We start from the raw sequence: 25234 nt of genomic DNA, 5'->3' as shown, positions 1-25234 counted from the left end.
CCCTCTGACAAAACCGCGATGGCTCAGACCATGGCCAACCGCTGTTTGTGTTGTGGCGCGCGAAACGCGTGGTCCAGCGCCTCCAGATCCCCAGCTTCGAGCCGTAATTGCGCCGCTTGCGCATTCAGTTGCACATGTTCAGGTTTGACCGCTTTGGGGATGGCGATCACACCTTCCTGCCGCAGAATCCATGCCAGCGATACTTGGGCAGGCGTCACCCCGTGACGGGCGGCAACCTGCTTGAGGGTTGAATTGACCAGCATATGCCCACCCTGGCCAATCGGACAGTAGGCCATGACTGGCAGGTGTTGCTGCTGGCACCAGGGCAGCAAGTCGAAATCGATGCCGCGCTCCTCCAGGTTGTAGAGCACCTGATTGGTAGCACAGGCCGGGGAGGCCAGTTCTTCCAGGTCGTCGACGTCGAAATTGGACACTCCCCAGCGACCAATCTTGCCTTCTTCGCGCAAACGTTCAAAGGCCTCGACCGTTTCTTCGAGGGGATACTGGCCGCGCCAGTGCAGCAGGTAGAGATCGATGTAATCGGTATCCAGTCGCCGCAGACTGCGCTCGCACGCTTGGGGGATGCCTTTGCGGCTGGCGTTGTGCGGGTAGACCTTGCTGACGAGAAAGACTTCGTCACGCAAGCCCGCGATGGCTTCACCGACCACGTCCTCAGCACCGCCCTCGCCGTACATTTCAGCGGTGTCGATGAGGGTCATGCCCAATTCGATCCCCAGGCGCAATGCAGCCACTTCTTGAGTGTGTCGGGAGCGGTCTTCGCCCATGCGCCAAGTGCCTTGGCCGATGACCGGTACATTGACGCCAGCCAACGCTAGGGTCCGCATCAAAACCTCCTTTCTGAATTTCGTTCGATACTTTAGTGGGCAGCAGAATAGCCCGGTGGTTCCGTCGACCTGTAGCAGCTGTCGAGCCTGCGAGGCTGCGTTCGGCTGCGAAGCAGTCGCCGAATCAAACAATGGGGTGTTCCAGGAGCATCGCGTGCGCAGGAACTGCGAGGACTTCGGTCGAGCGCGACCCCGGCTCGGACGCAGCCTCGCAGGCTCGGCAGCTGCTACATGATCGTGTGATGTCGGATGTTTAGTTGGAAGAAAACTTCAGGACAGTGCTCTGGGTATAGGTCTTGCCGGGGTCCAGTCGCGTGGAAGGAAAGGTCGGCTGATTCGGTGAGTCTGGATAATGCTGGGTCTCCAGCGTGAACGCTCCCCAGTGCGGATAGACCTTGCCAGCCTTGCCCTTGACCGAGCCGTCGAGGAAGTTGCTGGTGTAGAACTGCACCCCGGGCTCGGTGGTGTAGAGCTGCAATCGACGGCCGGATTGCGCATCGCTGACTTCGGCAGCAAGTTGGCCCAGATCACCCATGGCGTTCAGCACCCAGTTGAAATCGAAGCCACCCTGTTTCGGTTCGGCAAACTTCAACTGTGGGTGATCGGCTTTTATGTGCTTGCCAATGGCGGTCGGTTGGGTGAAATCCATCGGTGTGCCGGCCACCGGGGCCAGTTCACCGGTAGGGATCAGCTTGCCCGTGACCGGCGTGTAATGGCTGGCGTGCAAGGTGGCGAGCTGTTTCAGCACATCACCGTTACCGGCGCCGGCCAGGTTGAAATAGCTGTGATTGGTCAGGTTCAACACCGTGGGTTTATCGCTGGAAGCCTTGTAGTCGATGTGCAGCTCGTTGTCCTCGTTGAGGCTGTAGGTGAGCTCGGTTTTCAGGTTGCCGGGGAAGCCCATTTCACCGTCCACCGACAGATACGTCAGGGTCACGCCCACCGAATCCTTGCCTGTTCTCGGTTGAGCTTTCCAGACGTGTTTGTCAAAACCCTGAGGGCCGCCGTGCAGCGAATTGGAACCATCGTTAAGCGGCACCTGATAGCGCTTGCCGTCCAGTTCGAAAGCACCGTTGGCCAGACGATTGCCGAAGCGCCCGATGGTCGCACCGAAGTACGCCGTGCCGCTTTGATAACCCTGCACGTCATCGAAACCGAGCACCACATCCTCGAACTTGCCGTTTTTGTCCGGCACTTTCAGCGACTGCAGGATGCCGCCGTAGGTAATGATCGTGGCAGTCAGGCCATGGCTGTTGCGCAAGATGTATTGCGCGACGGGTGTGCCGTCATTGGTTTTGCCGAAGGCCTTGTGTTCGCTGGACAGGCGCGCAGCCTGGGCGGAGAGGGTGGCGATCATCAGGGACAGTCCGAGGGCGCAGAGTAAAGGATTTATAGCTTATGTATGGGCTGTTGCAATTATAAAGTATGACTAATGTGATGATCCTCTTAACGGCGGCCAACGCTTACGGACCGTCGGCACTGCACTTTTTCAGGATTCACGGCTCTATCCTTGGCCAGCCTGCGGCGATCCCCACCGCCGGCAGATACCCAAGTTCGAGAACCCATGGCTCGAGTTTTACCCCTCACCACCACGCCAATCCGCCGCCATTGCCTGCTGTTGGCCTGCTTGTCGATGCTCGCAGCCTCCGGGTGCAGTCAGCAGCAGGGCAGCGACATCGTCAGCCAGTTCCGCGAAGGCAAACCCCAGGAGTTTCTCCAGACCAGCGTCGACCGCATGGCGACCCTGGCGATGCGTGACAACCTCGACAGCCTCTACCTGCTGATGAGCAAGCTCTACCTGCGCAACCCGGACGAGCTGAAAAAATCCGGCTTCCTCGATGCCCGCACCGCTGGCAAGCAAGTGCGCATGGCCATCGAACAGCAACAGCCGCTGCCGACCCTGGGTGGCAAAAAAGACCTGGCCGCGCTGAGTTACGCCATGAGCCCGGAATTTCTCGGCGACCGGGTCGGTGCTTTCATCTATGCCATCGGTAGCATGCTCGTCACCGCCCACGGCAATCGGCTCGAGTTCTACATGACGGATGCGATCAACCCGACGTTCGTCAGCAACGCTGCCCGCAACATCGAGAAAGCCACCTGGATACTCAGCCAGCGGCAAAACAAGCACGGCGAGCCTTTGCTGTTCTCCAACGAAATATCGGAGGAGGGCAGCAACCTGAGTTTTGCCGTGGAGTTCGGCAAGATCGTCGCGCGGCTGGACTTGCTGACGCAGTTGCTCGACGAACGCTACCGCCGGATCGGTTTGAATTACGCGCAGAGTTTGTTGTTTTTGAATTTCTTGCCGGTGCAGTAAGCAAGGAAGTGCATAAAGATAGATCGCATCGATATAAGTGGTTATAAGAAAAATCGCTATGCTGCGGGCCAGATTTTTATGCGTTTTTTGTGGGCGTGTTAATGGAATTCGGTAATTTCGGTTTAGTCGTTGCAGGTCTGGTAGTCGGCTTTATTGTCGGGATGACTGGCGTGGGTGGCGGTTCGTTGATGACCCCCATTCTGTTGTGGTTCGGCGTCAATCCGGCCACTGCAGTGGGCACGGATTTGCTGTACGCAGCGATTACCAAGTCCAGTGGCGTGCTGGTTCACAGAAAGAACAAGAACATCGACTGGGCAATTACCGGTTGGTTGACCCTCGGCAGTGTGCCGGCGGTGGCGCTGACGCTGTGGTTCCTGAGCACCTTGCAGACATCGCCCGAGGCGATGAACGCTGTTATCAAACAGGCGTTGGGCTTTGTATTGTTTGCAACGGCGCTGGCGATTTTCTTCAAGAAACGCCTGCTCGATTTCGCCCATAAGCGTGCGGGTGGCAATTACAACCCCAGCGGCAACCGCTTGAATGTACTGACCGTGATCACCGGCCTGGTCCTCGGCACCATGGTTGCCCTGACCTCCATCGGCGCTGGCGCCCTGGGCACCGTGGCATTGTTCATTCTTTATCCGCTGCTGCCGACCCGCCGTCTGGTGGGCACGGAAATCGCGCACGCCGTACCGCTGACCCTGGTTGCAGGCCTCGGCCATGCGAGCATGGGCAACATGGATTGGCACGTGCTGGGTTACTTGCTGGTCGGTTCGCTGCCGGGGATTTACCTGGGCAGCCACCTGACGGGCCGCATCTCCGATGAAGTGTTGCGTCCTTGCCTGGCCACGATGCTGGTGCTGATCGGTTACAAGCTGGCCTTTTAGCCGACACAGGTTCCAGAAACAAACCACCTCCTGCAACGTTTAGGTGCTACGGTGGAAAGCCCGCCTTCATTTACCCGTGAATGACCTGTCGGCATTTCCCCGTGATCGACAAGAGGTGGCACGTGTACACGCTAATTGCTGAATATCAAAGCCGCGAAGCCGGGTATTGCTTCGACAGACTGTCGTGACCGCCCCGCCCAAAAGCCTGCCGCTGATTCTCAGTGAGCTGCGCACCGCCACGACCCGGCAGCATCAAGTGCTGGAAAAACGCATTCCGTTTTTCACCGCCGATTTATTGCTCTACACCCGCCTGATCGAGGCCTACTACGGTTTTTATCGGCCGCTGGAAAACCTGCTGTTCCCGGTGGCGATGACCATTCCCGGTCTGGACTGGCTGATTCGTAGCAAAACCCCGTCGCTTGAAGCCGATCTGTATGCCTTGGGGCTGGACGCTGGCGCCATCGATGCCATCCCCCTCTGCCAGTTTTCCTTTCAGCCCCGCTCCATTGCCGATGTGCTGGGTGTGTTGTACGTCCTTGAAGGAGCGACGCTGGGCGGGCAATCGCTGCACAACGGCCTGCACTCGCGCCTCGGTGTCGACGAACACACGGGCGGCCGTTTTTTTGCGGTGTACGGCACGTCGACCTTGCTGATGTGGCGCGGTTTCCTGAAGTGCCTGTATGAGGTGTGCGACCCCGCTGAACGGGCGGCGTCGGTGACCGCAGCCCAGGTGACGTTCGAGGCCTTCGAAGGTTGGCTTGAGCGCTGCGAGGTATTGGTATGAATCGCCTCACTGATGAGCAACTCGACGCCGCGCTCGCCGAGTGCGCCCGCGAGGCGATCCGGATTCCGGGGTCGATCCAGCCCCATGGCGTTCTGCTGGTCCTGAGTGAGCCTGAGTTGATCATCCAGCAGATCAGCCGCAATTGTGCGTCGTTGCTCGGTCAGACGGCGGCGGCTTTATTGCAGCAACCGTTGACGATGCTGTCGGGTGCCACGGCGGCAGAGCAGGTCCGTCAGGCGCTGTTGTTGGATGACCTGGAGGAAGCCAATCCGTTGTTGCTGGAGATGGCAGGGCGGGGATTCAACGGATCGCTCAACCGACATGACGGCGTGATTATTCTTGAGCTGGAGCCGTTGCACGACGTTGCGTCGGACAACACCGGCATGCTGCTTCGGGCCTTGCGGCGGATGCAGGCCGCCAGTACGCTGGACGACTTGTACACCGTCAGTGTCGATGAAATTCGCCGCCTGACCGGCTTCGACCGGGTGATGATTTATCGCTTCCAGCCGGCGGGGCATGGGCAAGTCATCAGCGAGGCGCTGGGCGGGGTTCTGCCCGGTTACCTGGGGCAATGTTTCCCCGCCTCGGACATTCCCCCGCAGGCGCGTGAGCTGTATCGCCTGAACTGGATTCGGGTGATCCCGGATGCGCGTTATGTGCCGGTGCCGATTCTTCCGGTGTTGCGCCCTGACACCGGACAGCCGCTGGACCTGGGTTTTTCGGTCCTGCGCAGCGTGTCGCCGGTGCACTGCCAGTACCTGGAAAACATGGGCGTGCGGGCCTCCATGAGCTTGTCTTTGCTTGCGAACGATCAGCTTTGGGGGCTGATCACGTGTGCCCATCCTGAACCGTTGCTGGTGAGCCATTCGGTGCGCACGATGTGCGCCGCGATCGCCCAGTTGCTCAGCGTGCAGATCACGGCACTGCACACCCGGGACGAACAGCGCCAGCGTGAACAGAAATCCCGGCTGCTCAATGAACTGACCGCAGCGATGCGCCTGGCTGACCGCGATGTGCTGGAGGGGTTGCTCAACCACCCGGAGCCATTGCAAGCCCTGACCGGGGCCAGTGGCGTCGCCGTATTGATCGAAGACCGCTTGCAGCTGTTCGGTGAGTGCCCGACGGTTGAGCAGGTACGCGCGCTTTACCTGTGGGTGCGCGAGCAGTGCCTGAAAAGCGGCGAGCCGCTGTTGACCGACCACCTGCAAGGCCTGCACGGTGCCAGCGCCCTCTACAGTGACGTGGCCAGCGGTCTGCTGGCGTTCGTGCTGCCCAAACCGGTGGACAACGGCGTCCTGTGGTTCCGCCCGCAACTGCGCTCCAGCCGGAAGTGGAGCGGCAATCCTGATGAGCATTTCAGTGCCGGAGACGACAACCGTTTGCAACCGCGTACTTCCTTTGCGCTGTGGGAACAGCAAGTGGAGGGCAGGGCGCGCGAATGGAGCGCGGCGGATACTTATGCGGTCAAAGAGCTACGCCGCAGTGCCATCGAAAACGACCTCGCCCGTCAGGTGCTCCGCGAGCATGAAGCCGTCCGCAAGCGTGATGAGTTGGTGGCGGTGGTATCCCATGACCTGCGCAATCCCATGACCATTATCATCATGCAATGCGGAATGATGCAGCGCCTGGTTGCCAGGGACGAAGGCAAGCATACCGTGCGCCTGAGCGCGGCCCTGGGCACCATGGAGCAAGCCACCGCAAGGATGAACACCCTGATTGCCGATTTGCTGGACAAGTCGAAACTCGATGCAGGCAAGTACCCACTCGAGTGCAAGCCGCTGGATGTGGTCAAACTGCTTCAAGAGGTCTGTGGGTTGCTGGTGACCCTCACGTCCCACAAAAACATCGAGCTCAACTGCAGCAGTTCTGAAGGATTGAGCATCGACGCCGATCCCCAACGGTTGTTCCAGGTGCTGTCGAACCTGTTGGGTAACGCGGTTAAATTCACCCCCTCGGGCGGACGTATTGACCTCAGCGCCCGCCAGGTAGACGGCAAGGTACTGATCTCGGTGCGCGACAATGGCGGTGGTATCCACGCCGTGCATTTGCCGCACATCTTCGAGCGCTACTGGTCGGTTCGTGACGGTAATCCCAACGGCAGTGGCCTGGGGTTGTACATCTGCCGCAGCATCGTGCAGGCCCATGGCGGAGAGCTTTGGGCCGAGAGCGAACCGGGGATTGGCAGCGTGTTTACCTTTTCCATTCCGGCGTTAGTGGCTGACGCGGCTTAGGGGCGGGTCAGAATCTCCAGCAGATGCCCGTCCGGGTCATCGAAATAAACCCGCCGGCCACCGCCGTAATCGTTGATCTCGTTCGGTCGTTGCTTGCCGGGGTCGGCCCACCAGGGTTGTTTTCGTGCTTGCAGGCGGGCGAAGGCCGCATCGAAATCGTCGTCACCGATCAAAAACGCGTAGTGCTGGGAGGCAATCGGCGGGTCATTGTCGTAGAAGTCCAGTGACACACCGTTGTCGAACGTGACGATCAGCATCGGGCCGAAGGGTTCGGGGCTGGGCAGGCCGAGGATTTCTGCCAGGTAGTTTGCTGATGTCTGCTTGTCGCGGCACCAGACAATGGTGTGGTTCAGCTGAGCGCTCATTCACAGGTCCTCACGGCGGATCAGGGCGTTGTTGTTGCGCGATGAGATTAGCTCAGCCTGTTGCGCAATGACCGCCCTGACCTAAGCTTGGGGCAAGGCGAGAGACAATTGCGGTGCGTCACCCGGAACGAACGCCGCGATGCGCAATCATTAGAGCGTGGATATCAAAAGGAGATGCGCATGCTCATCAGGTCATTGACCCTGACTACCCTGCTGGCTTTCGCCGGCCCCTTGTTCGCTGCCGACAGCGACTCACCTCTGGATATGGACAAGGGCAGGTCCCGGCCACTGATTGTCATCGCTCCGAGCACGGTCGACCCCACGTGGGTCAGCCTTAAAAAGTCGCTGGATGAGCCGGCCAACCGCAAGGGTTTCACCGAGCGAAACATGGTCCTGTACACCGTGCTCAATTTGATGGGCCAGCGCGACGGCAAAGACTTGGGTCCACAAGACACGGCGGCATTGATCCGCTCGCTCAAGTTGGGGGCCGGCGCGAAGAGCAAAGTCATCCTGGTGGGCAAGGACGGGGAAAAGAAATTCGAGAGTTCGGGGGATGAATCAAAATCGGTCGATTTGAAGAAAATTTTCGAGACCATCGACGCGTTGCCAGTGACCGAGAAAGAAACTGCTGCACCGACGGTCGCGACGCCCGTTGTAGCCGAACCGGCCACCAAGGGTGCCAAAGGCGCAAAACCGGGCAAACCGGCCAAGCCCCCTGAAATGCCGGACGATTAAACGCAGACTTTTGTAGCAGCTGGCGCAGCCTGCGCCAGCTGCTACAACAATGAAAAATGGGCGACCTCTGGAGGTCGCCCATTTTTTTGCTCGGCTGTTGCTAAAAAACCGGGTGTTCCAGGGAGAGATGTATTGGCTTCTATTGGTCTCGGAAATGTCCTGCAAGTCCTGTCGGACTTCATGAACTGGTTTCTGTCAGAGCGCACCGCTAGCCTTCGTCAGCCACCGCAAAATCGCGGTCGGACGTGGGAGTCCGCAACACTGAGGGATCCAGGGACGAAAACACCAATGGCACAATAAGGAGCTCGTCTGTGAAAAAATTCAGCAAGAATCAACCGCAAACCCTAACCAACGCCAATCATCTCGGTCCCGCGAAGCTGTGTGAAACCTCAAAAGACGCAGTCATTCGAAATCCCACGCGTACCGCCACGACCAAGCAGATCTTCACTGTTGCCCCCGGTGTCGACACACTAGCCCTGCTAAATCAGGCCTGTGAGACCCTTGCCTCCCTGAATGTCCTGATTGCGGATTTTACCGGCAAACTGGAAGGCTCGAACCGCAATGTGCTGCTGTCGATTCAGCCATTGGCGTCGGTCGCCGAGTTGTTGGTGAATCAGGCACGGGAAAATCTTGATCCGAGAAGCGATGCGCCTGACGCTCAGCCGCCGACTCGGCATTGAGCTGACGCAGTATCGACAAGGGGCGACCTCAAGGGGGGCGGACATTTTTCTGCCCGCTAGAGATCTGTAGCAGCTGCCGAGCCTGCGAGGCTGCGTTCGGCTCGGCTCGGCTCGGTCCGCGCTCGGGCGAAGCAGTCGTAAAACATGCAACCGCGTTCTTTCAGGAAAACCCATTAGCCGGATGGCGACCGCTCCGCGCTCGAACGCAGCCTCGCAGGCTCGGCAGCTGCTACGAGAAATCGCGCTTCTCGGCTACTTGGCCAGTGCGCTCAATATTTTGTGAGCAATCTTGATTCGCTCAGGGATCGGGTAGTTTTTGTTGGCCAGGATTACGATGCCGATGTCTTTCGACGGTACGTACGCCACGTAGGCACCGAAGCCGCTCGTTGAACCGGTTTTGTTGATCAGCACGCTTTTCGGTTGAGGTTGCGGCGGGTTCAGCCACTGGACTTCGTGAGCCTCCATCGCCATCTGCGTCGAGTTACCCGCCAGCAATGTATCGAGGGTGACCGGGTAGTTGTAGAACTCCCAGCCCAACCCCTGAGTCATCTCGCCCACCTTGTAGTAACCGGAATGCGTCGTGGCGACTGCCCGCTGCAGCGGATCTTCAAGGCTGGTCGGTTTCATGTTCGCTTCAACATAACGAATCAGGTCCGCGGCGCTGGTTTTCACGCCATAAGCCTCCGAATCCAGTGCCCCCGGCCCAACCCGCACAGGCTTGTCATCCTTGTTGTAACCCTGAGCGTAAAGTCCCATTTGAGCCTGTGGCACCTTGAGGTAGGTGTGCTTTAGCCCGAGTTTCGGCAGCAGGGACGTCTCCATCAGCTCATCAAACGGCTGGCCCATGCTTTTGGCCGCCAGATAACCGAACAACCCCAGACTCGGGTTTGAATACTGTCGATGGGTGCCGGCGGCATAGGTCGGTTTCCACTGCTTGAAATAGCCGAGCATCTTGTCCGGTGCATCGTCATCGTCGGGGAATTGCAGCGGCAGTCCGCCAGCGCTGTAGGTGCCCAGTTGCAGCACGCTGATGTTATCGAACGCGCTGCCACGCAGTTCCGGCAGAACGCTGCTGGCCTTGTCGGACAGGGACAGTTTGCCAGTGGCCTGAGCGTAGGCGGCGAGGGTAGCGGTGAAGGTTTTGCTCACCGAACCGATCTCGAACAGGGTGTTTTCAGTGACGGGTTGTGCGCTCTCTTTCGAAGCCACGCCGTAGTTAAAGTAATACGGCTTTCCGTTGACGGTCACGGCCACGGCTATTCCGGGAACGGCCTGGGCTTGCATGACCGGTCGTACGGCGGCATTCACCACCGTCTCGATTTGATCCTGTGCGACACATTGGCCGGTGGCGAGTACCGCCACGCAAACGGCGAGAGTCTTCAGCCTATCCATGTTGGTTTTGTCCGTCATTGATTCGATTGCGCGCCATTTTAGGGTGTTAAACGCTCCGCTCCGAGCGTTTTTTAAACCCGGCCGCCCATAGGCGGGCCGGGCTGATTGTTAACAGGCCAGGCGCGACCGCTGATTCAGCGCACCAGACACGGCCGCTTGTTATCGAACGTCCATCCCGGTATCAGAAACTGCATCGCCACGCTGTCATCCCGTGCGCCCAATCCCATGCCTTTGTACAGCTCATGGGCCTTGGCCAGCTGATCCATGTCCAGTTCGACGCCCAACCCGGGTTTCTTCGGCACCTGCACGCAGCCGCCGACGATTTGCAGCGGCGCTTTGGTCAGGCGTTGACCGTCCTGCCAGATCCAGTGGGTGTCGATGGCGGTGATTTCTCCCGGTGCCGCCGCCGCGACGTGGGTGAACATGGCCAGGGAAATATCGAAGTGGTTGTTGGAATGCGAGCCCCAGGTCAGGCCCCATTCATGGCACATCTGCGCCACGCGGACCGAGCCCTGCAGGGTCCAGAAGTGCGGGTCGGCCAACGGGATATCCACCGATTGCAACTGGATCGCGTGGCCCATTTCCCGCCAGTCGGTGGCGATCATGTTGGTGGCGGTTTTCAGACCCGTGGCACGACGGAACTCAGCCATGACTTCACGTCCGGAATAACCGTTCTCTGCGCCGCACGGATCTTCGGCGTAAGCCAACACATGATGCTGATCCCGGCACAGGCGAATGGCTTCTTTGAGTGACCACGCGCCGTTCGGATCAAGGGTAATGCGCGCGTCGGGGAAGCGTTCGGCCAGGGCGGTGACGGCTTCGATTTCTTCATCACCGCTGAGCACGCCACCCTTGAGTTTGAAGTCCTTGAACCCGTAACGGGCGTGGGCGGCTTCGGCCAGGCAGACGACGGCGTCGGCGGTCATGGCCTTTTCGTGACGCGCGCGAAACCAGTCGTTGTCGGCGTCCGGTTCGCTGCGGTAGGCCAGATCGGTTTCGTTGCGATCACCGACATAAAACAGGTAACCGAGCATCTTCACTTCGTCGCGTTGCTGGCCTTCACCGAGCAGGGCGGCCACCGGCACGTCCAGGTGCTGACCCAAGAGATCAAGCAGCGCAGCTTCAAGGCCAGTGACGGCGTGGATGGTGATGCGCAAATCGAACGTCTGTAGACCGCGACCGCCGACGTCGCGATCAGCGAAAGTCTGGCGCACCTGATTGAGGATCTTTTGGTAAGTGCCAATCGGACTGCCGACCACCCACTCACGAGCGTCTTCGAGGGTCTGGCGAATGCGCTCGCCGCCCGGTACTTCACCGACGCCAGTGTGACCGGCGTTGTCCTTGAGGATCACGATGTTGCGGGTGAAAAACGGCCCGTGAGCGCCGCTCAGGTTGAGCAGCATGCCATCGTGGCCGGCCACCGGGACAACCTGCATGCTGATGATGATCGGGGCTTTTGCGGCTTCTTGTGCGTTCATTGTCATGTCCTTCAAAACTGTGCTCTCGCATGAGTGTTCAGGCGTGCTTGGGCGCTGGTTTGCCCAGAGCAACAGCCGGTGCGGGTTTCGGTTTGTTGCGTGCGGCGAAGACGATGATCGCGGCAATGATCGAGGTCGCGGCCAGGCCGTACAGCCCACCCTGAATCGAGCCGGTGCGTTCTTCCAGCAGACCGAACGTGGTCGGTGCGACGAAGCCGCCGAGGTTGCCCACCGAGTTGATCAGCGCGATCACGCCTGCAGCGATCCGTGCATCCAGATAGGCCTGGGGAATCGGCCAGAACAGCGACGACGCCGATTTGAAACCCAACGCAGCAAAGCAGATCGCAACGAAAGCGAAGATCGGCCCGCCGGTGGTGGACATGAACATTCCGGCCGCCGCGATCAGGAGGGCAGCGGCGACCCAGGCTTGTTGATGCTTCCATTTGGCCGACAGCGAAGCGAAGGCGTACATGCCGACGATCGACAGCAACCACGGGATCGAATTGAACAGCCCGACCTGAATGTCGCTCAGATCGCCCATCTTTTTGATGATGCTCGGCAGCCAGAAGGTCGCGGCATAGATGGTCAATTGGATGAAGAAGTAGATCAGACAGAACAGGATGATCTGGCGATCCTTGAGCAGTTTGCTTAAGGAAGGTTTGATCGGCGTCGCGGCTTCGCGGGCCAGTTGTTCGTCGTCGATGGCTTTGACCAGAGCGTCCTGTTCTTCACGGCTCAGCCATTTTGCGTCGTGGGGTTTGGAGTCCAGCCAGAACCAGACGAACACGCACAGCCCGACTGAGAACATCCCTTCAATGAAGTACATCCATTGCCAGCCGTGCAGGCCGAATCCGCTGATTTGTAACAGCAGCCCGGACAGCGGACCGGAGATCAGCGAAGCAATGGCCGAGCCACTGAGGAAGATGGCAATCGCCTTGCCGCGTTCCACGCCGGGCAACCAGCGGGTGAAGTAGTAAATCACTCCGGGGAAGAAGCCGGCTTCGGCCACGCCCAGCAAGAATCGCAGGATGTAGAAGTGGGTTTCGTTCTGGATGAACGCCATGCAAGCGGCAACCAGGCCCCAGGTCAGCATGATGCGGGTCAGCCAGATTCGCGCGCCGACTTTTTGCAGGAGGATGTTGGAGGGGACTTCAAACAGCGCGTAACCGATGAAGAACAGCCCGGCACCGAAGCCGTAGGCGGCAGCGCCGATCCCCAGGTCATGTTCCATGTGGGCACGGACGAAGCCGATGTTCACGCGGTCGATGTAGTTGACGATGAACATGATCACGAACAGCGGCAAGACATGGCGTTTCACTTTCGAGATGGCGGACTTCAGGACCGAATCGGCGCCATCGTTCATCCCGGATATGGATGTATTCACTGCGTTATCTCCCACTGATTATTTTTATGCGGGGTGTGGCTGAGTGTTGCGATGTTGCTAGACATCATACAACTACATTTTTTCTTCCTGCAAGCGTCGCAGTCCAACAATATGGCGCTGTTTAAGAGGTTTATTATTCTTTTTGCGGTTATGCGGCGCCTTCTTAGTGGTAAAAATGCCGTTGTTCTTTAGTGTTGTCATACAAGTTGTTGGCGTTTTCCTGAGATTCCCGTCGAGCGCAGTGCTACGATTCCGGTAGCCCTGCTTTCGGATGATTGCCATGCAAGAAGACCTCGACGCGCCTGCCCGCAAGCGCACCCATAACCTGGCCTATGACCTGGTCGCCAAACTGACCCAGCGCATCTTGCTCGGCCAAATGCTGCCCGGAGACAAGCTGCCGTCCGAGAACACGATTGTTCAGGAGCATGGGGTCAGTCGCACGGTGGTGCGCGAGGCGATCTCGAAGCTGCAGGCGTCCGGGTTAGTGGAGACCCGGCACGGTATTGGCACCTTTGTTATTGAACGAGCACCGGAGCAGGGGCTTCGGTTGAACGTCGATACCGCGCTGGGGGTGCGCAGCATTCTGGAGTTGCGCATGGGCCTGGAAACCCAGGCCGCCGCACTGGCTGCAACCCGTCGCACGGATCATCAATTGGCGCAGATGCGCGATGCGCTGGACGACTATCAGCGCCTGCTGGCCAACAACGACAGCTGCGTCGAAGCCGACAAGCGCTTCCATCTGCTGATCGCCGAAGCCACCGGCAACGTGTGCTTCACCGAAATCATGCAGCACCTGGGCAGCGCCATGATCCCGCGAACCCGCGTCAATGCCGCCGAGCGCGGCGCAGTGGACTTGAGCAAGCTCGGGCAACTGGCCAACCTTGAGCACGAGGCGATTCTCAACGCCATCAAGCGCCAGGATCCGGATGCAGCGCGGGCGGCCATGTGGCTGCACCTGAGCAACAGTCGCGACCGGTTTTCGGCCGATCGCTGACCACCGTTTGTCTACTCGATAGCACCTCATACGCGACCCTGCTTCCAATGAGTACGGCCCAGAGTTGCTGGACCTCATCAGTGAGGTGCGTCATGGCTAACGATTCGATGTTCCAGGGTGGAACGCCCAATACCGACCCTACCAGACCCATGCCCGGCACTGACGAGCCGACCCTGGATCATGACGCGCCACCCGGCATGGACCCTTCGCGGGACCCGGCCGAGGCGGACGCAGATCGACCTGAAGACTGGATGGATCCTGAGGCGGCCGAGGACGTTCCTCCGGCAGATGAGCCAACACCGCTGTCCGATGACAGGCGATAAACAGAACCCGGCCAGTGCGCCGGGGTTTTATGCCGTGCAGTTCAACCGCGTCATCGTTCATCGCCGGCAAGCCCGCTCCCACAGGTTTCGAGTCGGATGAGAATAATGTGATCGCCACAGACACTGTGGGAGCTGCCTGCGAAAGCGTCGGAGGCATCGCTAAAAATGCCCCATCAGACACCGACTCCTCGAATCGCCACCGGCCGACGCAAGATTTATGGCGAACACACTGACCAACACAACCAGCGCCAGGTGCACATGAATCTAAACTGTGCCCACATCCCGCATTAACAACCCAAACCGCAAATCCACTGCATCCGGAGTCGGCAGGTACACGGTGTGCCCATCCCCCGGAGCCACCTCGATCGGCTCGCCTTTGACGTTTTGCAGCTGATGCAAGTCGAATTGGAAGTTGCCCTTGGGCGTCATCAGTTCCATGTGATCGCCCAGGCCAAATCGATTCTTCACCTTGACTTCCGCCATCCGGTCACGCCGCTCACCGGTCAGCTCGCCGACAAACTGCTGCCGCTCGGACACCGAACTGCCGTGTTGGTAGTTCTGGTACTCGTCATGCACATGCCGCCGCAAAAAACCTTCGGTGTAGCCGCGCTGAGCGAGGGATTCCAGGTCCGTCATCAGGCTGCGGTCGAACGCGCGACCGGCCACCGCGTCGTCGATCGCCCGGCGATAAACCTGAGTGGTCCGCGCGCAGTAAAAGTGGGATTTGGTCCGGCCCTCTATTTTCAATGAGTGCACACCCATCTGCGTCAGGCGCTCGACGTGCTGCACCGCGCGCAGATCCTTGGCATTCATGATGTAGGTGCCGTGTTCGTCTTCAAAGGCCGGCATCAGTTCGTCGGGCCGGTTGGCTTCCTGCAACAGGAACACCTGATCGGTCGGGGCGCCGATGCCCAGGGTGGGTTCTGGCTGGAAGGTCTGCACGATCTCGCCAAGCTGATTTTCCGTGGCCGGCTGCGCCGAATATTTCCAGCGACAGGCGTTGGTGCAACTGCCCTGATTGGCGTCGCGCTTGTTCATGTAACCCGACAACAGGCAGCGACCGGAATAGGCCATGCACAAGGCGCCGTGGACGAACACCTCCAGTTCCATCGCCGGGACCTGCTCGCGGATTTCGGCGATTTCTTCCAGGGACAGTTCCCGCGACAGGATGATCCGGCTCAAGCCTTGTTGCTGCCAGAATTCGACACTGGCCCAGTTCACCGTGTTGGCCTGTACCGAAAGGTGAATCGGCATCTGCGGATAATGCTGGCGGACCAGCATAATCAGGCCCGGGTCGGACATGATCAGCGCGTCCGGCGCCATGGCAATCACCGGTGCCAGATCCTTGAGGAAGGTTTTCAGCTTGGCGTTGTGCGGGGCGATGTTCACTACCACATAGAAACGCTTGCCCTGAGCCTGGGCCTCGTGAATGCCGAGGGCGAGATTGGCGTGATCGAATTCGTTATTGCGCACCCGCAGGCTGTAGCGCGGCTGACCGGCGTACACCGCATCGGCGCCATAGGCGAAGGCATAACGCATGTTTTTCAGCGTGCCAGCGGGGGCGAGCAGTTCCGGGGGGAGCAGGGTCATGGCAGTGTCGATCGCAAAAGCTGCCGAGAGTAAGCGGCTTGCCCTCGGGGTTCATTGATCTGGATCTATGCTTGATGAACAAACGGATGGCACTCGCGCGAACCGTGGCGGACTAAGCATCAGGACGGCTCTTCATTACAAGAGCCTGCGCCCCTGCAGACTGACATGGATCGGACATGAACGAAGAGACAGTACAAAATAAATCACTGGTGATCTTGCTAGGGCTGGTCACCGCCGCTTTCATCTGGATTTTGCTGCCGTTTTACGGCGCGGTGTTCTGGGCAGTCATCCTCGGCATCCTCTTCGCGCCCCTGCAGCGTCGACTGCAACTGAAGTTCGGCTGGGAGCGCAACGTGACGTCGCTGCTCACCCTGAGCATCTGCCTGGTGATCGCGATCTTGCCGGTGATCATCCTCAGTATCTTGCTGGTTCAAGAAGGGGCCGCGCTGTACAAGAGCATCGAAAGCGGCGAACTGGACATCGCCGGGTATGTGACGCATTTCAAACACAGCCTGCCGCCGTACTTTCAGCACGTGCTCGATCGGGCCGGGGTTGGCGAGCTGGACGGGTTGCGGGAGAAAATCATCAAGAGTGCAGTAACGGGTAATGAGTTCATCGCCAACAAAGCCTTCAGTTTTGGTCAGGGTACGTTCGAGTTTGTGGTGGGGTTTTTCATCATGCTGTACCTGCTGTTCTTCTTTCTGCGGGACGGCGCCGAACTGGCGCGAAAAGTTCGCGCTGCCGTGCCGCTGGATGAACACCAGAAACGCCGTCTGCAGCTCAAATTCAATCGCGTGGTGCGGGCGACAGTGAAGGGCAACCTGCTGGTGGCGATCACACAGGGCGCATTGGGCGGTTTGATTTTCTGGTTTCTGGACGTCCCGAGCGCGTTGCTCTGGGCGGTATTGATGGCGTTTCTATCCCTGTTGCCAGCGGTGGGGGCAGGGATCGTCTGGGCGCCGGTGGCGGCGTTTTTCCTGTTCGCCGGGGCGATCTGGCAGGGCGTGGTGCTGGGGCTGTTCGGGATTTTTGTGATCGGTCTGGTGGATAACGTGCTGCGACCGATCCTGGTGGGCAAGGATACAAAGATGCCGGACTATCTGATCCTCATTTCGACCCTTGGCGGTCTGGCGGTCTTCGGCCTCAATGGCTTTGTGATCGGGCCGCTGATCGCCGCGCTGTTTATGTCGAGCTGGGCCATCTTCATCGAAACCAAGCCGCGGGTGCAGCTGCCTTAGGCGCTGAGTTGGCCTTGGCCGATTTGTTGCGACAGTGCCTGGGCGGCTGGCAGCGAGGTGAGCGGGCCGCTGATCGGTTCGCCGTCCTGCACCAGATACCAACAGGCGAGCAATCCTAGCTCTCTAAGCGGTGCGGGAACGGCGCTGCCGATAACGGACATAATCTGAACCTGGGACATAAGTACCTCCATCAATCTATGGAGCTACCTTACGGACCCGACGCCTGGACGGACAATCAACGCTTTCGATAGTCGTCATTGACGCCAATGAGCCTTCGGTTCAGTCGACCACCAGATCAAGCATATGGACCACTTCCTGCTCGTTGAGCAAGCCTTTACGCACCAGGTTTTCTGCCAGCAGCGAAAGAAATTTGGCGCTGCGATGGCCTTCCAGGTGCTTGAGTTCGGTCAGTGCGTTGTACACCTTGCTGGAAGTGCACAAGCCGACAATGCGGTGCGGGTTTTGCGTGGGCATGAGGTCGTCCTTGTTTTTATCAACCTGTTGTTAACGGACAGGTCCAAGATTGCGGACCTGACATGACATAAATATGACCGTTTTCCCCAAAGCGGGGGAAGGGGGGCGAGTCAATCTTGCCAACTTGAACCGCAAAGACTGTCCCGACAGCGACCTTGGCGAGATTTATTCAGACTTCTACCGACGGACGGTCACAAAAAAGGCCCCGCTGTTGAGGCGGGGCCTGATGATTCTGTTACCAGCGGCCATAACCGTGGGGAGGGCCGTAGTAACCGCGTGGTGGACCGTAATAACCACGTGGCGGGCCGTAGTAAACCGGCGGCGGGCCGTAATAGACCGGTTGTTGCACGTACACCGGTGCCGGCTGGTAATAAACCGGTGGAGGTTGTTGTATGTAAACCGGCTGAGGCTGAGCGTAAACCGGTTGCTGTACATAGACCGGGCGGTTGCTGTTGATGATGGCCGAACCGACGATGGCCGAGCCAACGATCGCGCCAAATACCGCAGGCCCTTGCCAACCGTGACCGCCGCCAGCCGCTGCCTGCCCTGCGATAGCAAAAGCACCGATCAGCAAGGCAACTGTGGGGATTTTACGGATCATGATAATTCCTCGGTTCTTCGACCCGGCGCTTGCGTCTGCAATAGACCCAAGGATTGTCGCGGGGATAATTCTAAGACAGCTTTTTTTTTAAAATCAGCACAGCCGTTGGGTAAATTTTGTGTAAGGTCTGTACTAGGTTCTTTACGCATCCCTTGATGCCGCGTGCAGGTACGCGGTTATGATCGATCAGACCCGATGGAGTGGCTAATCCCGTCCATCTGAAAGTGCTATTGAAGGAGATATTTCATGCAGATGAACCCCAACAGAGACACCCAGCTGTGCATGTCGCTTTCCGGGCGCCCCGGCAATTTTGGCCTGCGGTTTCACAATCATCTGTATGAGCAACTGGACCTGAATTTTTACTACAAGGCCTTCAGCAGCCAGGACCTGCCAGGCGCCGTTGGCGGCATTCGCGCCCTGGGGATTCGTGGTTGCGGCGTGTCGATGCCGTTCAAGGAGGCGTGCATTGCGCTGGTCGATGAACTGGACGCCTCCGCGGCGGCCATTCAATCGATCAATACCATCGTCAACACTAACGGCCATCTCAAGGCTTACAACACCGACTACATCGCGATCGCCCAGTTGCTTGAAACCCACGAGGTGCCGAAGGAATCGACCTTTGCCCTGCGCGGCAGCGGCGGCATGGCCAAGGCAGTGGCCAGTGCCTTGCGCGATGGTGGCTACAAAAATGGCCTGATCGTTGCCCGTAACGAGCGTGCCGGACGTGCGTTGGCCGAATCGCTGGGCTATCAATGGCAAGCGGAGCTGGGCTCGGAGCGGCCGCAGATGCTGATCAACGTCACACCGATTGGCATGACCGGCGGCCCCGAGGTCGATCAGCTGGCGTTTGATGCTGACACCATCGCTGCTGCCGAGACTGTCTTCGACGTAGTGGCAGTCCCCTCGGAAACACCGTTGATTGTGCACGGTCGTGCTGAAGGTAAGCGAGTGATCACCGGGCTGGAAGTGATCGCGATCCAGGCGCTGGAGCAGTTCGTGCTGTACACCGGCGTGCGGCCGACCGATGAGCAGTTTCACAACGCCGTGGAATTTGCCCGCAGTAGCCTTGGCTATCCTGGTGCCCAGCAAGCGAAACCGACTGAGGTAATTCATGCATCCTGCCATTCTTAATCTGGATCAAGCCGAACTTGAGGCGCTGCCCGAAGCGTTTGCCCCTACAGGAGACACCGCCGGCCGCTATCAGCAGCGGCAGGCGCGCATCGGCCAGCAACTCGGCGCGCAGAAATTGGGTTATCGCCTGTACGCGCTGGAACCGGGGATGCGTGGCAGCCCGTTTCACAGTCATAGGGTCAACGAGGAGATGTTTTACATCGTGGCCGGGGAAGGGGAGATTCGCTTGGGTGGCGAACGCTTTCCCGTTCGCGCCGGGGATGTCATTGCCTGCCCGCCGGGCGGCCCTGAAACCGCACACCAGATCATCAACACCAGCAACGCTGAGCTGCGCTACCTGGCAGTCAGCACCCAGCAATCACCCGAGATTTGCGAGTACCCGGATTCCGGCAAGTACGTGGTGATGGACGACTTCAAGGTCGACGCCGAGGGCAATGCCTCGGGCTTCGTCGCCGTCGCCAGGCCGGCTGACGGCGTGGATTATTGGGACGGCGAGTAGCGCAGGGTTATTCGAGGCGGGCCAAGCGCTCTTCCAGCGCCGCAATCCGGGTCTCAAGTTCTTCGATCCGCTCAACCGATACGCCGCTGCCCGTGCCACGTTCAGCCGGGTTCTGCCGTGCCGCAAGGATCACTTCGATGTCCGTCGGGTCACCCAAGGCGTGCATGTAGCGGTCTTCACGCTGACCGGCCTGGCGCGCAATCAACAGCGCCAGACCTCGAGCAATCAAGCGTTCCAGTTGATGCACGACCTGTTCGGCATCCTCGAAGTCATGCATGCGGCCGCTGCGGGTCAGCAGTTCATTGACCGTTTGCGGACCGCGCAGGAACAGCAGCCCCGCAAGAATGACCTGCGCCGGCACCAGTTCCAGTGCCTTGTCGACCTTATGTTCCCAGCGGTCGGCACGACTGCCCATCACCAGTTTGGTAAAACCGCGTCCTTCGAGGGCGCGCAGACTCTGGCCGACCTGACCTTGGGTAAGGTTCATCACCGGCTCGCGGCTGGTTTTCTGGTTGCAGGCAATCACCAGCGCATTGAGGGTCAGTGGATAGGTTTCCGGGCTGGTGGCCTGTTTTTCGATCAACGAACCCAGAATGCGGATTTCCGTGCTGTTGAGTCGCGGCTCGTCGAAGGTCGTTTCTTGCTCAGTGCTCATGATTCTGCATCCTTCCCGGGTTCATGTTTTTCTCCTGCTGGCATGCACTTTAGATTGACGTGTGCCAATGGCAACTGAATTCGTCGCAGCACCTTGGTAATGGTCACAAAACCTAAATCAACCCGTCACGCCATCTTAACAATCAGACGTGCACCGTATGCATGGCCGCAGACGACTGCGGCTCATTAACGGGTACGGCGAAAATCCCTATCGACTACGTCACCGGCCTTATTAATTGTGCAGTGGAGCAAGGCATGAAGCTGACGTGGGTATCGACCCGCAATAATGCGCTGTTCGGCGCCCGCCCGCTATGACCGTACTGGTCACCGGCGCCGCCGGTTTCATCGGGTATCACACGGTGAAGCGCTTGTGTCAGGAAGGTCTTGAGGTCGTAGGTATTGATAATCTCAACGACTACTACAGCGTGGAACTCAAACACGCGCGACTCAAGGAACTGAAGTCCTTGTCGGGCTTTCAGTTCCAGGCACTGGACATCGTCGACAAACCGGCCCTGATGGCGTTGTTCAAGGATCACGGCTTCACAGAGGTTATCCATCTGGCTGCCCAGGCGGGCGTTCGCTACTCGCTGGACAACCCGGACGTGTATGCGCAATCGAACCTGGTGGGTTTTCTGAATGTGCTGGAAGCCTGCCGGCACCATCGACCCGAGCATCTGATTTATGCATCGAGCAGCTCGGTGTACGGCACCAACAGCAAAATGCCGTTCAGCGTCGAAGACGCGGTCGATCATCCAATTTCGCTGTATGCCGCCAGCAAACGTGCCAATGAGCTGATGGCCCACAGCTACTGCCATCTGTATGGACTGAAGGCCAGCGGCCTGCGTTTTTTTACCGTTTACGGACCTTGGGGGCGCCCCGACATGGCGCTGTTCAAATTTACCGAAGCGATCCTCAACGGCCGGCCGATCGACCTCTACAACCAAGGCCAGATGTCGCGCGACTTCACCTACATCGACGACATCGTCGAAGGCATCGCACGCCTGCGCCCACGACCACCGCTGGCGGACGGACCTGGCGATGGCGCCAACCGAATCTTCAACATCGGACGCGGCACGCCGGTGGCGCTGCTGGATTTCGTCGATTGCCTGGAGTCGGCCCTGGACAGGGAAGCCCGGCGCAACTTCCTGCCGCTGCAGGCTGGCGATGTGGTCAAGACCTGGGCGGATGTGTCGGCATTGGCGCAGTGGGTCGATTTCCATCCTCAAGTGACGGTTGAAGCCGGCGTAACGGAATTTGTGAAGTGGTACCGCCACTTTTATCAGAGATGAAACGTTGGCCCTCGATAAAAAATCCAGGGTAATAGGGGCCTCTATGAGCCAAGACATATTTGTATCTGTACTGATCCCGGCAAAGAACGAGGCGAGCAATCTCAAATCGCTGCTCGAAGAAATCCGTATCGCACTGGCCGATGAGGCGTATGAAATCATCGTCGTGGACGATGGCAGTACTGACGCCTCCTTGCAGGAACTGCGGCAAACCAGGCACAGCGGCCTGAACACATTGCGCATCCTGCGCCATGAACGTTCGCTGGGGCAGAGCACTTCGCTCTACCATGCGGCGCTCGTCGCCCGAGGCCAATGGCTGGCCACGCTCGATGGCGACGGTCAGAACGATCCGGCGGATATCCCCGGCATGCTGGCATTAGTGCGCAGTGAGCAAGGTCGCGTCGACCTTCAGTTGGTAGCCGGCCACCGGGTCAACCGTCGCGATACCGCGAGCAAGCGCTGGGCCTCGCGTTTTGCCAACGGGTTACGCAGCCGGATGCTCAAGGACCAGACGCCGGACACCGGCTGCGGGTTGAAACTGATCCAGCGGGCGGCATTTCTGCGCTTGCCGTACTTCGACCACATGCACCGGTTCATTCCTGCGCTGATCCAGCGGCATAACGGTCAAATGATCACCCATCCGGTCAACCATCGGCCCCGCACGGCCGGCGTATCCAACTACGGAAACATCGACCGCGCCCTGGTGGGCATTCTCGATCTGATCGGCGTTTGGTGGCTGATCAGGCGCACGCGTCTGCATGCCCATGCGCAGGAAATCGAAGGATGAACCTCTCCCGCGAAACCCTGTGGCTGGTCGTCGGTTTCAGCGGCCAGATCGCCTTCACCGGTCGCTTTGTCCTGCAGTGGCTGTACAGCGAATACAAGAAACGCAGCGTGATTCCGGTGAGCTTCTGGTACCTGAGCATCGTCGGCAGTGCGCTGCTGTTCGCTTACGCCATTTACCGACAGGACCCGGTTTTCATCGCCGGTCAGGCGTTCGGCTCCATCGTCTATTTGCGCAACCTGCAATTGATCGCCCGCAACAAAACCTTGAAGGACTGACCCGTGCGCCGAACCCTGTCACCCAGCGTCGAATGCCTGGGGCTGATGTTGCTTGCTCTTTTATTGGTCGGCGCCGGGTTTGGGCTGCGTCAGCCGCAGAATGTCGACGAGGAGCGATTCCTCGGCGTTGCGCTGGAGATGCTGCACAACGGTTCCTGGCTGATTCCGCACCGAGCCGCCGAGATATACGGCGATAAACCACCGATTTTCATGTGGACGGTGGCGTTTTTCACCTGGATCACCGGGATGCCCGCCATTGCCCTTTATATTCCTGGGCTTTTGTCTGCCACATCGGTCACGGCCATGCTCTACGACCTGGGTCGCCGGTTATGGAATCAGCGTACCGGACGAACAGCAGCGCTTTTGTACCTGGCCACCTATCAGACCTACAGCATCCTGCGGACCGGTCAGATCGACAGTTTTCTGATTCTGTTCACCTCTCTGGGCCTGTACGGCCTGGCCCGTCACCTGCTGCTCGGGCCCGCCTGGCGGTGGTTTTATGCAGGGTGCGCGGCCATGGGCATTGGCGTGATCACCAAAGGGGTCGGCTTCGTCCCAGCGTTGATGCTGATTCCGTATGCCTACGCGGTGCGCAAAGGCTGGCCCGGTGTGGTGGCCATGCCGGGCGAGGCGCGCAAGTGGTGCCTGGGTTTTTTGGTGGTACTGGGCGCCATCGCGATCTGGTTGCTGCCCTTGGCGGTGTCCATCGCATTCAATGGCGCCGCTGATGAAATCGCCTACGCACGGGAAATTCTTCTGCGCCAGACGGCGGGGCGCTATGCCGCCGCGTGGGATCACCGAGAACCATTCTGGTACTTCTTCGTCAATGTCATCCCGCAATACTGGATGCCGTTGGTACTGGCCTTGCCGTGGCTCGTGCCCGCCTGGCGTAGGCAACTACGCAAGCGCGACGGTCGAGTGCTGGTGCTGCTGGGCTGGGTCGTACTGGTCGTACTGTTCTTTTGTCTGAGCAGTGGCAAACGCAAGCTGTACATTTATCCGGCGTTGCCAGGGCTGGTGCTGGTCGCCGCGCCGCTGATCCCATGGCTGCTCAATCGTTGGTTCGGCAAGCGTCCGCGCGGTCGGCGGGCATTCCAGGTGTTGGCCGTCACGTGGTTCACGTTGTGGTTCGCTCGCGGTTTCATTGAGCCGGTCAAGGACGGACCCAATCCCCACGAGGCGCTGATGGCGCAGGCGGCGGCGATGACTAAAGGGGCGGACCTGGTGCTGGTTAACTGGCGCGAGGGCCATTGGTTGTTCGCCCGACAGCCTATCGTACATTTCGGGATGGTCGGTTCCACGGTCGAGCAGGCCGCTCAATGGCTGCGCGAACACCGTCAGTCGTACGCCTTGGTGCCGGATGAACTGCTGAGCCGGTGTTTCAATCCACAGGCCGCCCGTGAACTGGGTGAAACCTCCCGCGCGCAGTGGTCGATCGTTGGAGCCGATGCCGATAACGGCCGTTGTCATCCCGGACAGCCAGCGAATATCTATCGCTTCACCTGGGACCGCGCATCGCTATAATCGGCCCACGTTTCCCTCCTGTCACCACACGAGACTGCCATGACTATTTCCCTGTACGCCGCTTCCGTTCCGGTTTTCAAACAAATGCTCAACGCACTGAGCGACGTTTTGAACAAGGCCGAAGCTCACGCCACCGCCAAGAACATCGACCCGAACGCTTTCCTGCAAGCCCGTCTGTACCCGGACATGTTTCCGCTGGTCCGTCAGGTGCAGATCGCCGTTGATTTCGCCAAGGGCGTTTCCGCGCGTCTGGCCGAAGTTGAACTGCCGAAATACGACGACACCGAAACCACCTTCGCCGAGCTGCAAGCGCTGATCGCCAAGGTGCTGGCCTTCATCGGCGAGATCAAACCAGAACAGATCGACGGCAAGGAAGGCATCGAAATCATCACCCGTCAGGGCACGCCGAAAGAGAAGCGCTTCACCGGCCAGGCTTACCTGCTGAGCTACGGCCTGCCGCAATTCTTCTTCCACGTCACCACCACCTACGCACTGCTGCGTCACAACGGTGTGGAAGTGGGCAAGCGCGATTACATGGGCGCGTTCTAAACCTCCCGGCGTAAAAAAGCCCGCCAAGGTGTGAACCTTGGCGGGCTTTTTTGCGCGTGTAGTAACGCCGGTCTGCCTCGTCACTGGCGCGGCTGTGGGCAGTGAAGTCGGGTGTGGCGCCCTGGTACTTGGCGAGTTTGAACGCTTCGGCATGCGCTTCTTTGCGCGCTTGTTCCAGTGCCGGGGGCACGGGAGCGTCTAGCGGCTCGACCTT

At 59.1% G+C, this 25234-nt stretch carries 26 protein-coding genes and 2 pseudogenes; 17 read left to right on the top strand and 11 right to left on the bottom strand.

Going from position 1 to position 25234, the window contains the following annotated elements; all coding sequences use genetic code 11:
* Window positions 1–23 precede the first annotated feature (23 nt).
* Together ACYZT3_RS19250 and ACYZT3_RS19245 are read right to left on the bottom strand one after the other, a co-directional pair.
* Entirely contained in the window at window positions 24–845 is an 822-nt protein-coding gene (locus tag ACYZT3_RS19250) for an aldo/keto reductase (RefSeq protein WP_282376422.1), read from the bottom strand.
* 253 nt (window positions 846–1098) lie between these two features.
* Complete coding sequence (locus ACYZT3_RS19245) at window positions 1099–2202, bottom strand: aldose epimerase family protein (RefSeq protein WP_462030478.1); 1104 nt, start codon at window positions 2200–2202, stop codon at window positions 1099–1101.
* Between the two features lie 207 nt (window positions 2203–2409).
* Here ACYZT3_RS19245 and ACYZT3_RS19240 point away from each other — a divergent pair, with 207 nt between their 5' ends.
* From ACYZT3_RS19240 to ACYZT3_RS19220, 5 genes and pseudogenes are all read left to right on the top strand, one after another.
* Window positions 2410–3159, top strand: coding sequence for a hypothetical protein (locus ACYZT3_RS19240; RefSeq protein WP_282376425.1), 750 nt, complete (start codon window positions 2410–2412; stop codon window positions 3157–3159).
* Between the two features lie 101 nt (window positions 3160–3260).
* Window positions 3261–4046, top strand: a complete 786-nt coding sequence (locus ACYZT3_RS19235; RefSeq protein WP_282376426.1) for a sulfite exporter TauE/SafE family protein — start codon at window positions 3261–3263, stop codon at window positions 4044–4046.
* A gap of 184 nt (window positions 4047–4230) precedes the next feature.
* Window positions 4231–4830: a biliverdin-producing heme oxygenase gene (locus tag ACYZT3_RS19230; protein ID WP_462030477.1), complete on the top strand. Its 600-nt coding sequence runs from the start codon at window positions 4231–4233 to the stop codon at window positions 4828–4830.
* Window positions 4827–6308: pseudogene (locus ACYZT3_RS19225) on the top strand (GAF domain-containing protein); the annotation flags it as partial. The gene ACYZT3_RS19230 and the pseudogene ACYZT3_RS19225, both read left to right, overlap by 4 nt.
* A gap of 33 nt (window positions 6309–6341) precedes the next feature.
* Window positions 6342–7037: pseudogene (locus ACYZT3_RS19220) on the top strand (sensor histidine kinase); the annotation flags it as partial.
* 20 nt (window positions 7038–7057) lie between these two features.
* Here ACYZT3_RS19220 and ACYZT3_RS19215 read toward each other — a convergent pair.
* Window positions 7058–7426, bottom strand: a complete 369-nt coding sequence (locus ACYZT3_RS19215) for a VOC family protein (RefSeq protein ID WP_462030476.1) — start codon at window positions 7424–7426, stop codon at window positions 7058–7060.
* Window positions 7427–7606: 180 nt separating this feature from the next.
* Here ACYZT3_RS19215 and ACYZT3_RS19210 point away from each other — a divergent pair, with 180 nt between their 5' ends.
* Window positions 7607–8161 (top strand): DUF4174 domain-containing protein, encoded by a 555-nt coding sequence (locus ACYZT3_RS19210; RefSeq protein WP_282376431.1) that lies wholly within the window; start codon window positions 7607–7609, stop codon window positions 8159–8161.
* A gap of 311 nt (window positions 8162–8472) precedes the next feature.
* Window positions 8473–8841, top strand: a complete 369-nt coding sequence (locus ACYZT3_RS19205) for a DUF6124 family protein (protein WP_462030475.1) — start codon at window positions 8473–8475, stop codon at window positions 8839–8841.
* 252 nt (window positions 8842–9093) lie between these two features.
* Here ACYZT3_RS19205 and ampC read toward each other — a convergent pair whose 3' ends face one another.
* The 3 genes from ampC to ACYZT3_RS19190 all read right to left on the bottom strand — a co-directional run bounded on the left by ampC (window position 9094) and on the right by ACYZT3_RS19190 (window position 13095).
* Window positions 9094–10251, bottom strand: a complete 1158-nt coding sequence (gene ampC, locus ACYZT3_RS19200; protein ID WP_462030474.1) for a class C beta-lactamase — start codon at window positions 10249–10251, stop codon at window positions 9094–9096.
* Between the two features lie 116 nt (window positions 10252–10367).
* Window positions 10368–11711, bottom strand: coding sequence for a glucarate dehydratase (gene gudD / locus ACYZT3_RS19195; protein ID WP_462030473.1), 1344 nt, complete (start codon window positions 11709–11711; stop codon window positions 10368–10370).
* A gap of 37 nt (window positions 11712–11748) precedes the next feature.
* Complete coding sequence (locus tag ACYZT3_RS19190) at window positions 11749–13095, bottom strand: MFS transporter (protein WP_282376434.1); 1347 nt, start codon at window positions 13093–13095, stop codon at window positions 11749–11751.
* A 280-nt stretch (window positions 13096–13375) separates the two neighbouring features.
* Here ACYZT3_RS19190 and ACYZT3_RS19185 point away from each other — a divergent pair, with 280 nt between their 5' ends.
* Both ACYZT3_RS19185 and ACYZT3_RS19180 read left to right on the top strand, forming a co-directional pair.
* Window positions 13376–14089 carry a FadR/GntR family transcriptional regulator gene (locus ACYZT3_RS19185; RefSeq protein WP_282376435.1) on the top strand — a complete coding sequence of 238 codons (714 nt, stop codon included), beginning with the start codon at window positions 13376–13378 and terminating at the stop codon, window positions 14087–14089.
* Between the two features lie 92 nt (window positions 14090–14181).
* Complete coding sequence (locus ACYZT3_RS19180; RefSeq protein ID WP_282376436.1) at window positions 14182–14412, top strand: hypothetical protein; 231 nt, start codon at window positions 14182–14184, stop codon at window positions 14410–14412.
* A 264-nt stretch (window positions 14413–14676) separates the two neighbouring features.
* Here ACYZT3_RS19180 and trhP read toward each other — a convergent pair whose 3' ends face one another.
* The gene (gene trhP, locus ACYZT3_RS19175) at window positions 14677–16002 is read right to left on the bottom strand and encodes a prephenate-dependent tRNA uridine(34) hydroxylase TrhP (protein ID WP_462030472.1); all 1326 of its coding nucleotides are present in this window, start codon (window positions 16000–16002) and stop codon (window positions 14677–14679) included.
* Between the two features lie 176 nt (window positions 16003–16178).
* On the opposite strand from trhP, the gene ACYZT3_RS19170 reads away from it, so the two are divergent.
* Window positions 16179–17240: an AI-2E family transporter gene (locus tag ACYZT3_RS19170; RefSeq protein WP_282376438.1), complete on the top strand. Its 1062-nt coding sequence runs from the start codon at window positions 16179–16181 to the stop codon at window positions 17238–17240.
* Here ACYZT3_RS19170 and ACYZT3_RS19165 read toward each other — a convergent pair.
* The 3 genes from ACYZT3_RS19165 to ACYZT3_RS19155 form a co-directional block, all read right to left on the bottom strand.
* The gene (locus ACYZT3_RS19165) at window positions 17237–17419 is read right to left on the bottom strand and encodes a hypothetical protein (RefSeq protein ID WP_282376439.1); all 183 of its coding nucleotides are present in this window, start codon (window positions 17417–17419) and stop codon (window positions 17237–17239) included. The two genes, ACYZT3_RS19170 and ACYZT3_RS19165, sit on opposite strands and share 4 nt — an antisense overlap.
* A gap of 100 nt (window positions 17420–17519) precedes the next feature.
* Window positions 17520–17714 carry a hypothetical protein gene (locus ACYZT3_RS19160; protein ID WP_003179723.1) on the bottom strand — a complete coding sequence of 65 codons (195 nt, stop codon included), beginning with the start codon at window positions 17712–17714 and terminating at the stop codon, window positions 17520–17522.
* Between the two features lie 235 nt (window positions 17715–17949).
* Window positions 17950–18315 carry a hypothetical protein gene (locus ACYZT3_RS19155; protein ID WP_282376441.1) on the bottom strand — a complete coding sequence of 122 codons (366 nt, stop codon included), beginning with the start codon at window positions 18313–18315 and terminating at the stop codon, window positions 17950–17952.
* 246 nt (window positions 18316–18561) lie between these two features.
* Here ACYZT3_RS19155 and ACYZT3_RS19150 point away from each other — a divergent pair, with 246 nt between their 5' ends.
* Window positions 18562–19446, top strand: coding sequence for a shikimate 5-dehydrogenase (locus tag ACYZT3_RS19150; RefSeq protein ID WP_282376442.1), 885 nt, complete (start codon window positions 18562–18564; stop codon window positions 19444–19446).
* Complete coding sequence (locus tag ACYZT3_RS19145; protein ID WP_282376443.1) at window positions 19427–19945, top strand: cupin domain-containing protein; 519 nt, start codon at window positions 19427–19429, stop codon at window positions 19943–19945. Before ACYZT3_RS19150 ends, ACYZT3_RS19145 begins: the two co-directional genes overlap by 20 nt.
* A 7-nt stretch (window positions 19946–19952) precedes the next feature.
* Here ACYZT3_RS19145 and ACYZT3_RS19140 read toward each other — a convergent pair whose 3' ends face one another.
* Window positions 19953–20600 carry a YceH family protein gene (locus tag ACYZT3_RS19140; protein WP_462030471.1) on the bottom strand — a complete coding sequence of 216 codons (648 nt, stop codon included), beginning with the start codon at window positions 20598–20600 and terminating at the stop codon, window positions 19953–19955.
* A gap of 310 nt (window positions 20601–20910) precedes the next feature.
* Between ACYZT3_RS19140 and ACYZT3_RS19135 the strand changes: the two genes are divergently transcribed.
* The 5 genes from ACYZT3_RS19135 to ACYZT3_RS19115 are packed head-to-tail and all read left to right on the top strand — an operon-like array spanning window position 20911 to window position 25020.
* The gene (locus ACYZT3_RS19135; protein WP_282376445.1) at window positions 20911–21888 is read left to right on the top strand and encodes an NAD-dependent epimerase; all 978 of its coding nucleotides are present in this window, start codon (window positions 20911–20913) and stop codon (window positions 21886–21888) included.
* A 43-nt stretch (window positions 21889–21931) separates the two neighbouring features.
* Window positions 21932–22672 (top strand): glycosyltransferase family 2 protein, encoded by a 741-nt coding sequence (locus tag ACYZT3_RS19130; RefSeq protein WP_282376446.1) that lies wholly within the window; start codon window positions 21932–21934, stop codon window positions 22670–22672.
* Window positions 22669–22947, top strand: coding sequence for a lipid-A-disaccharide synthase N-terminal domain-containing protein (locus ACYZT3_RS19125; RefSeq protein ID WP_074878476.1), 279 nt, complete (start codon window positions 22669–22671; stop codon window positions 22945–22947). The genes ACYZT3_RS19130 and ACYZT3_RS19125 overlap by 4 nt, the downstream gene beginning before the upstream one ends.
* A 3-nt stretch (window positions 22948–22950) precedes the next feature.
* Window positions 22951–24471: an ArnT family glycosyltransferase gene (locus tag ACYZT3_RS19120; RefSeq protein WP_462030470.1), complete on the top strand. Its 1521-nt coding sequence runs from the start codon at window positions 22951–22953 to the stop codon at window positions 24469–24471.
* A gap of 39 nt (window positions 24472–24510) precedes the next feature.
* Window positions 24511–25020: a DUF1993 domain-containing protein gene (locus tag ACYZT3_RS19115; RefSeq protein WP_008148402.1), complete on the top strand. Its 510-nt coding sequence runs from the start codon at window positions 24511–24513 to the stop codon at window positions 25018–25020.
* Window positions 25021–25234: the final 214 nt, after the last annotated feature.

Source organism: Pseudomonas sp. MDT1-16 (genome assembly GCF_054898115.1).
This window is presented reverse-complemented; position numbering and strand designations above follow the sequence as displayed.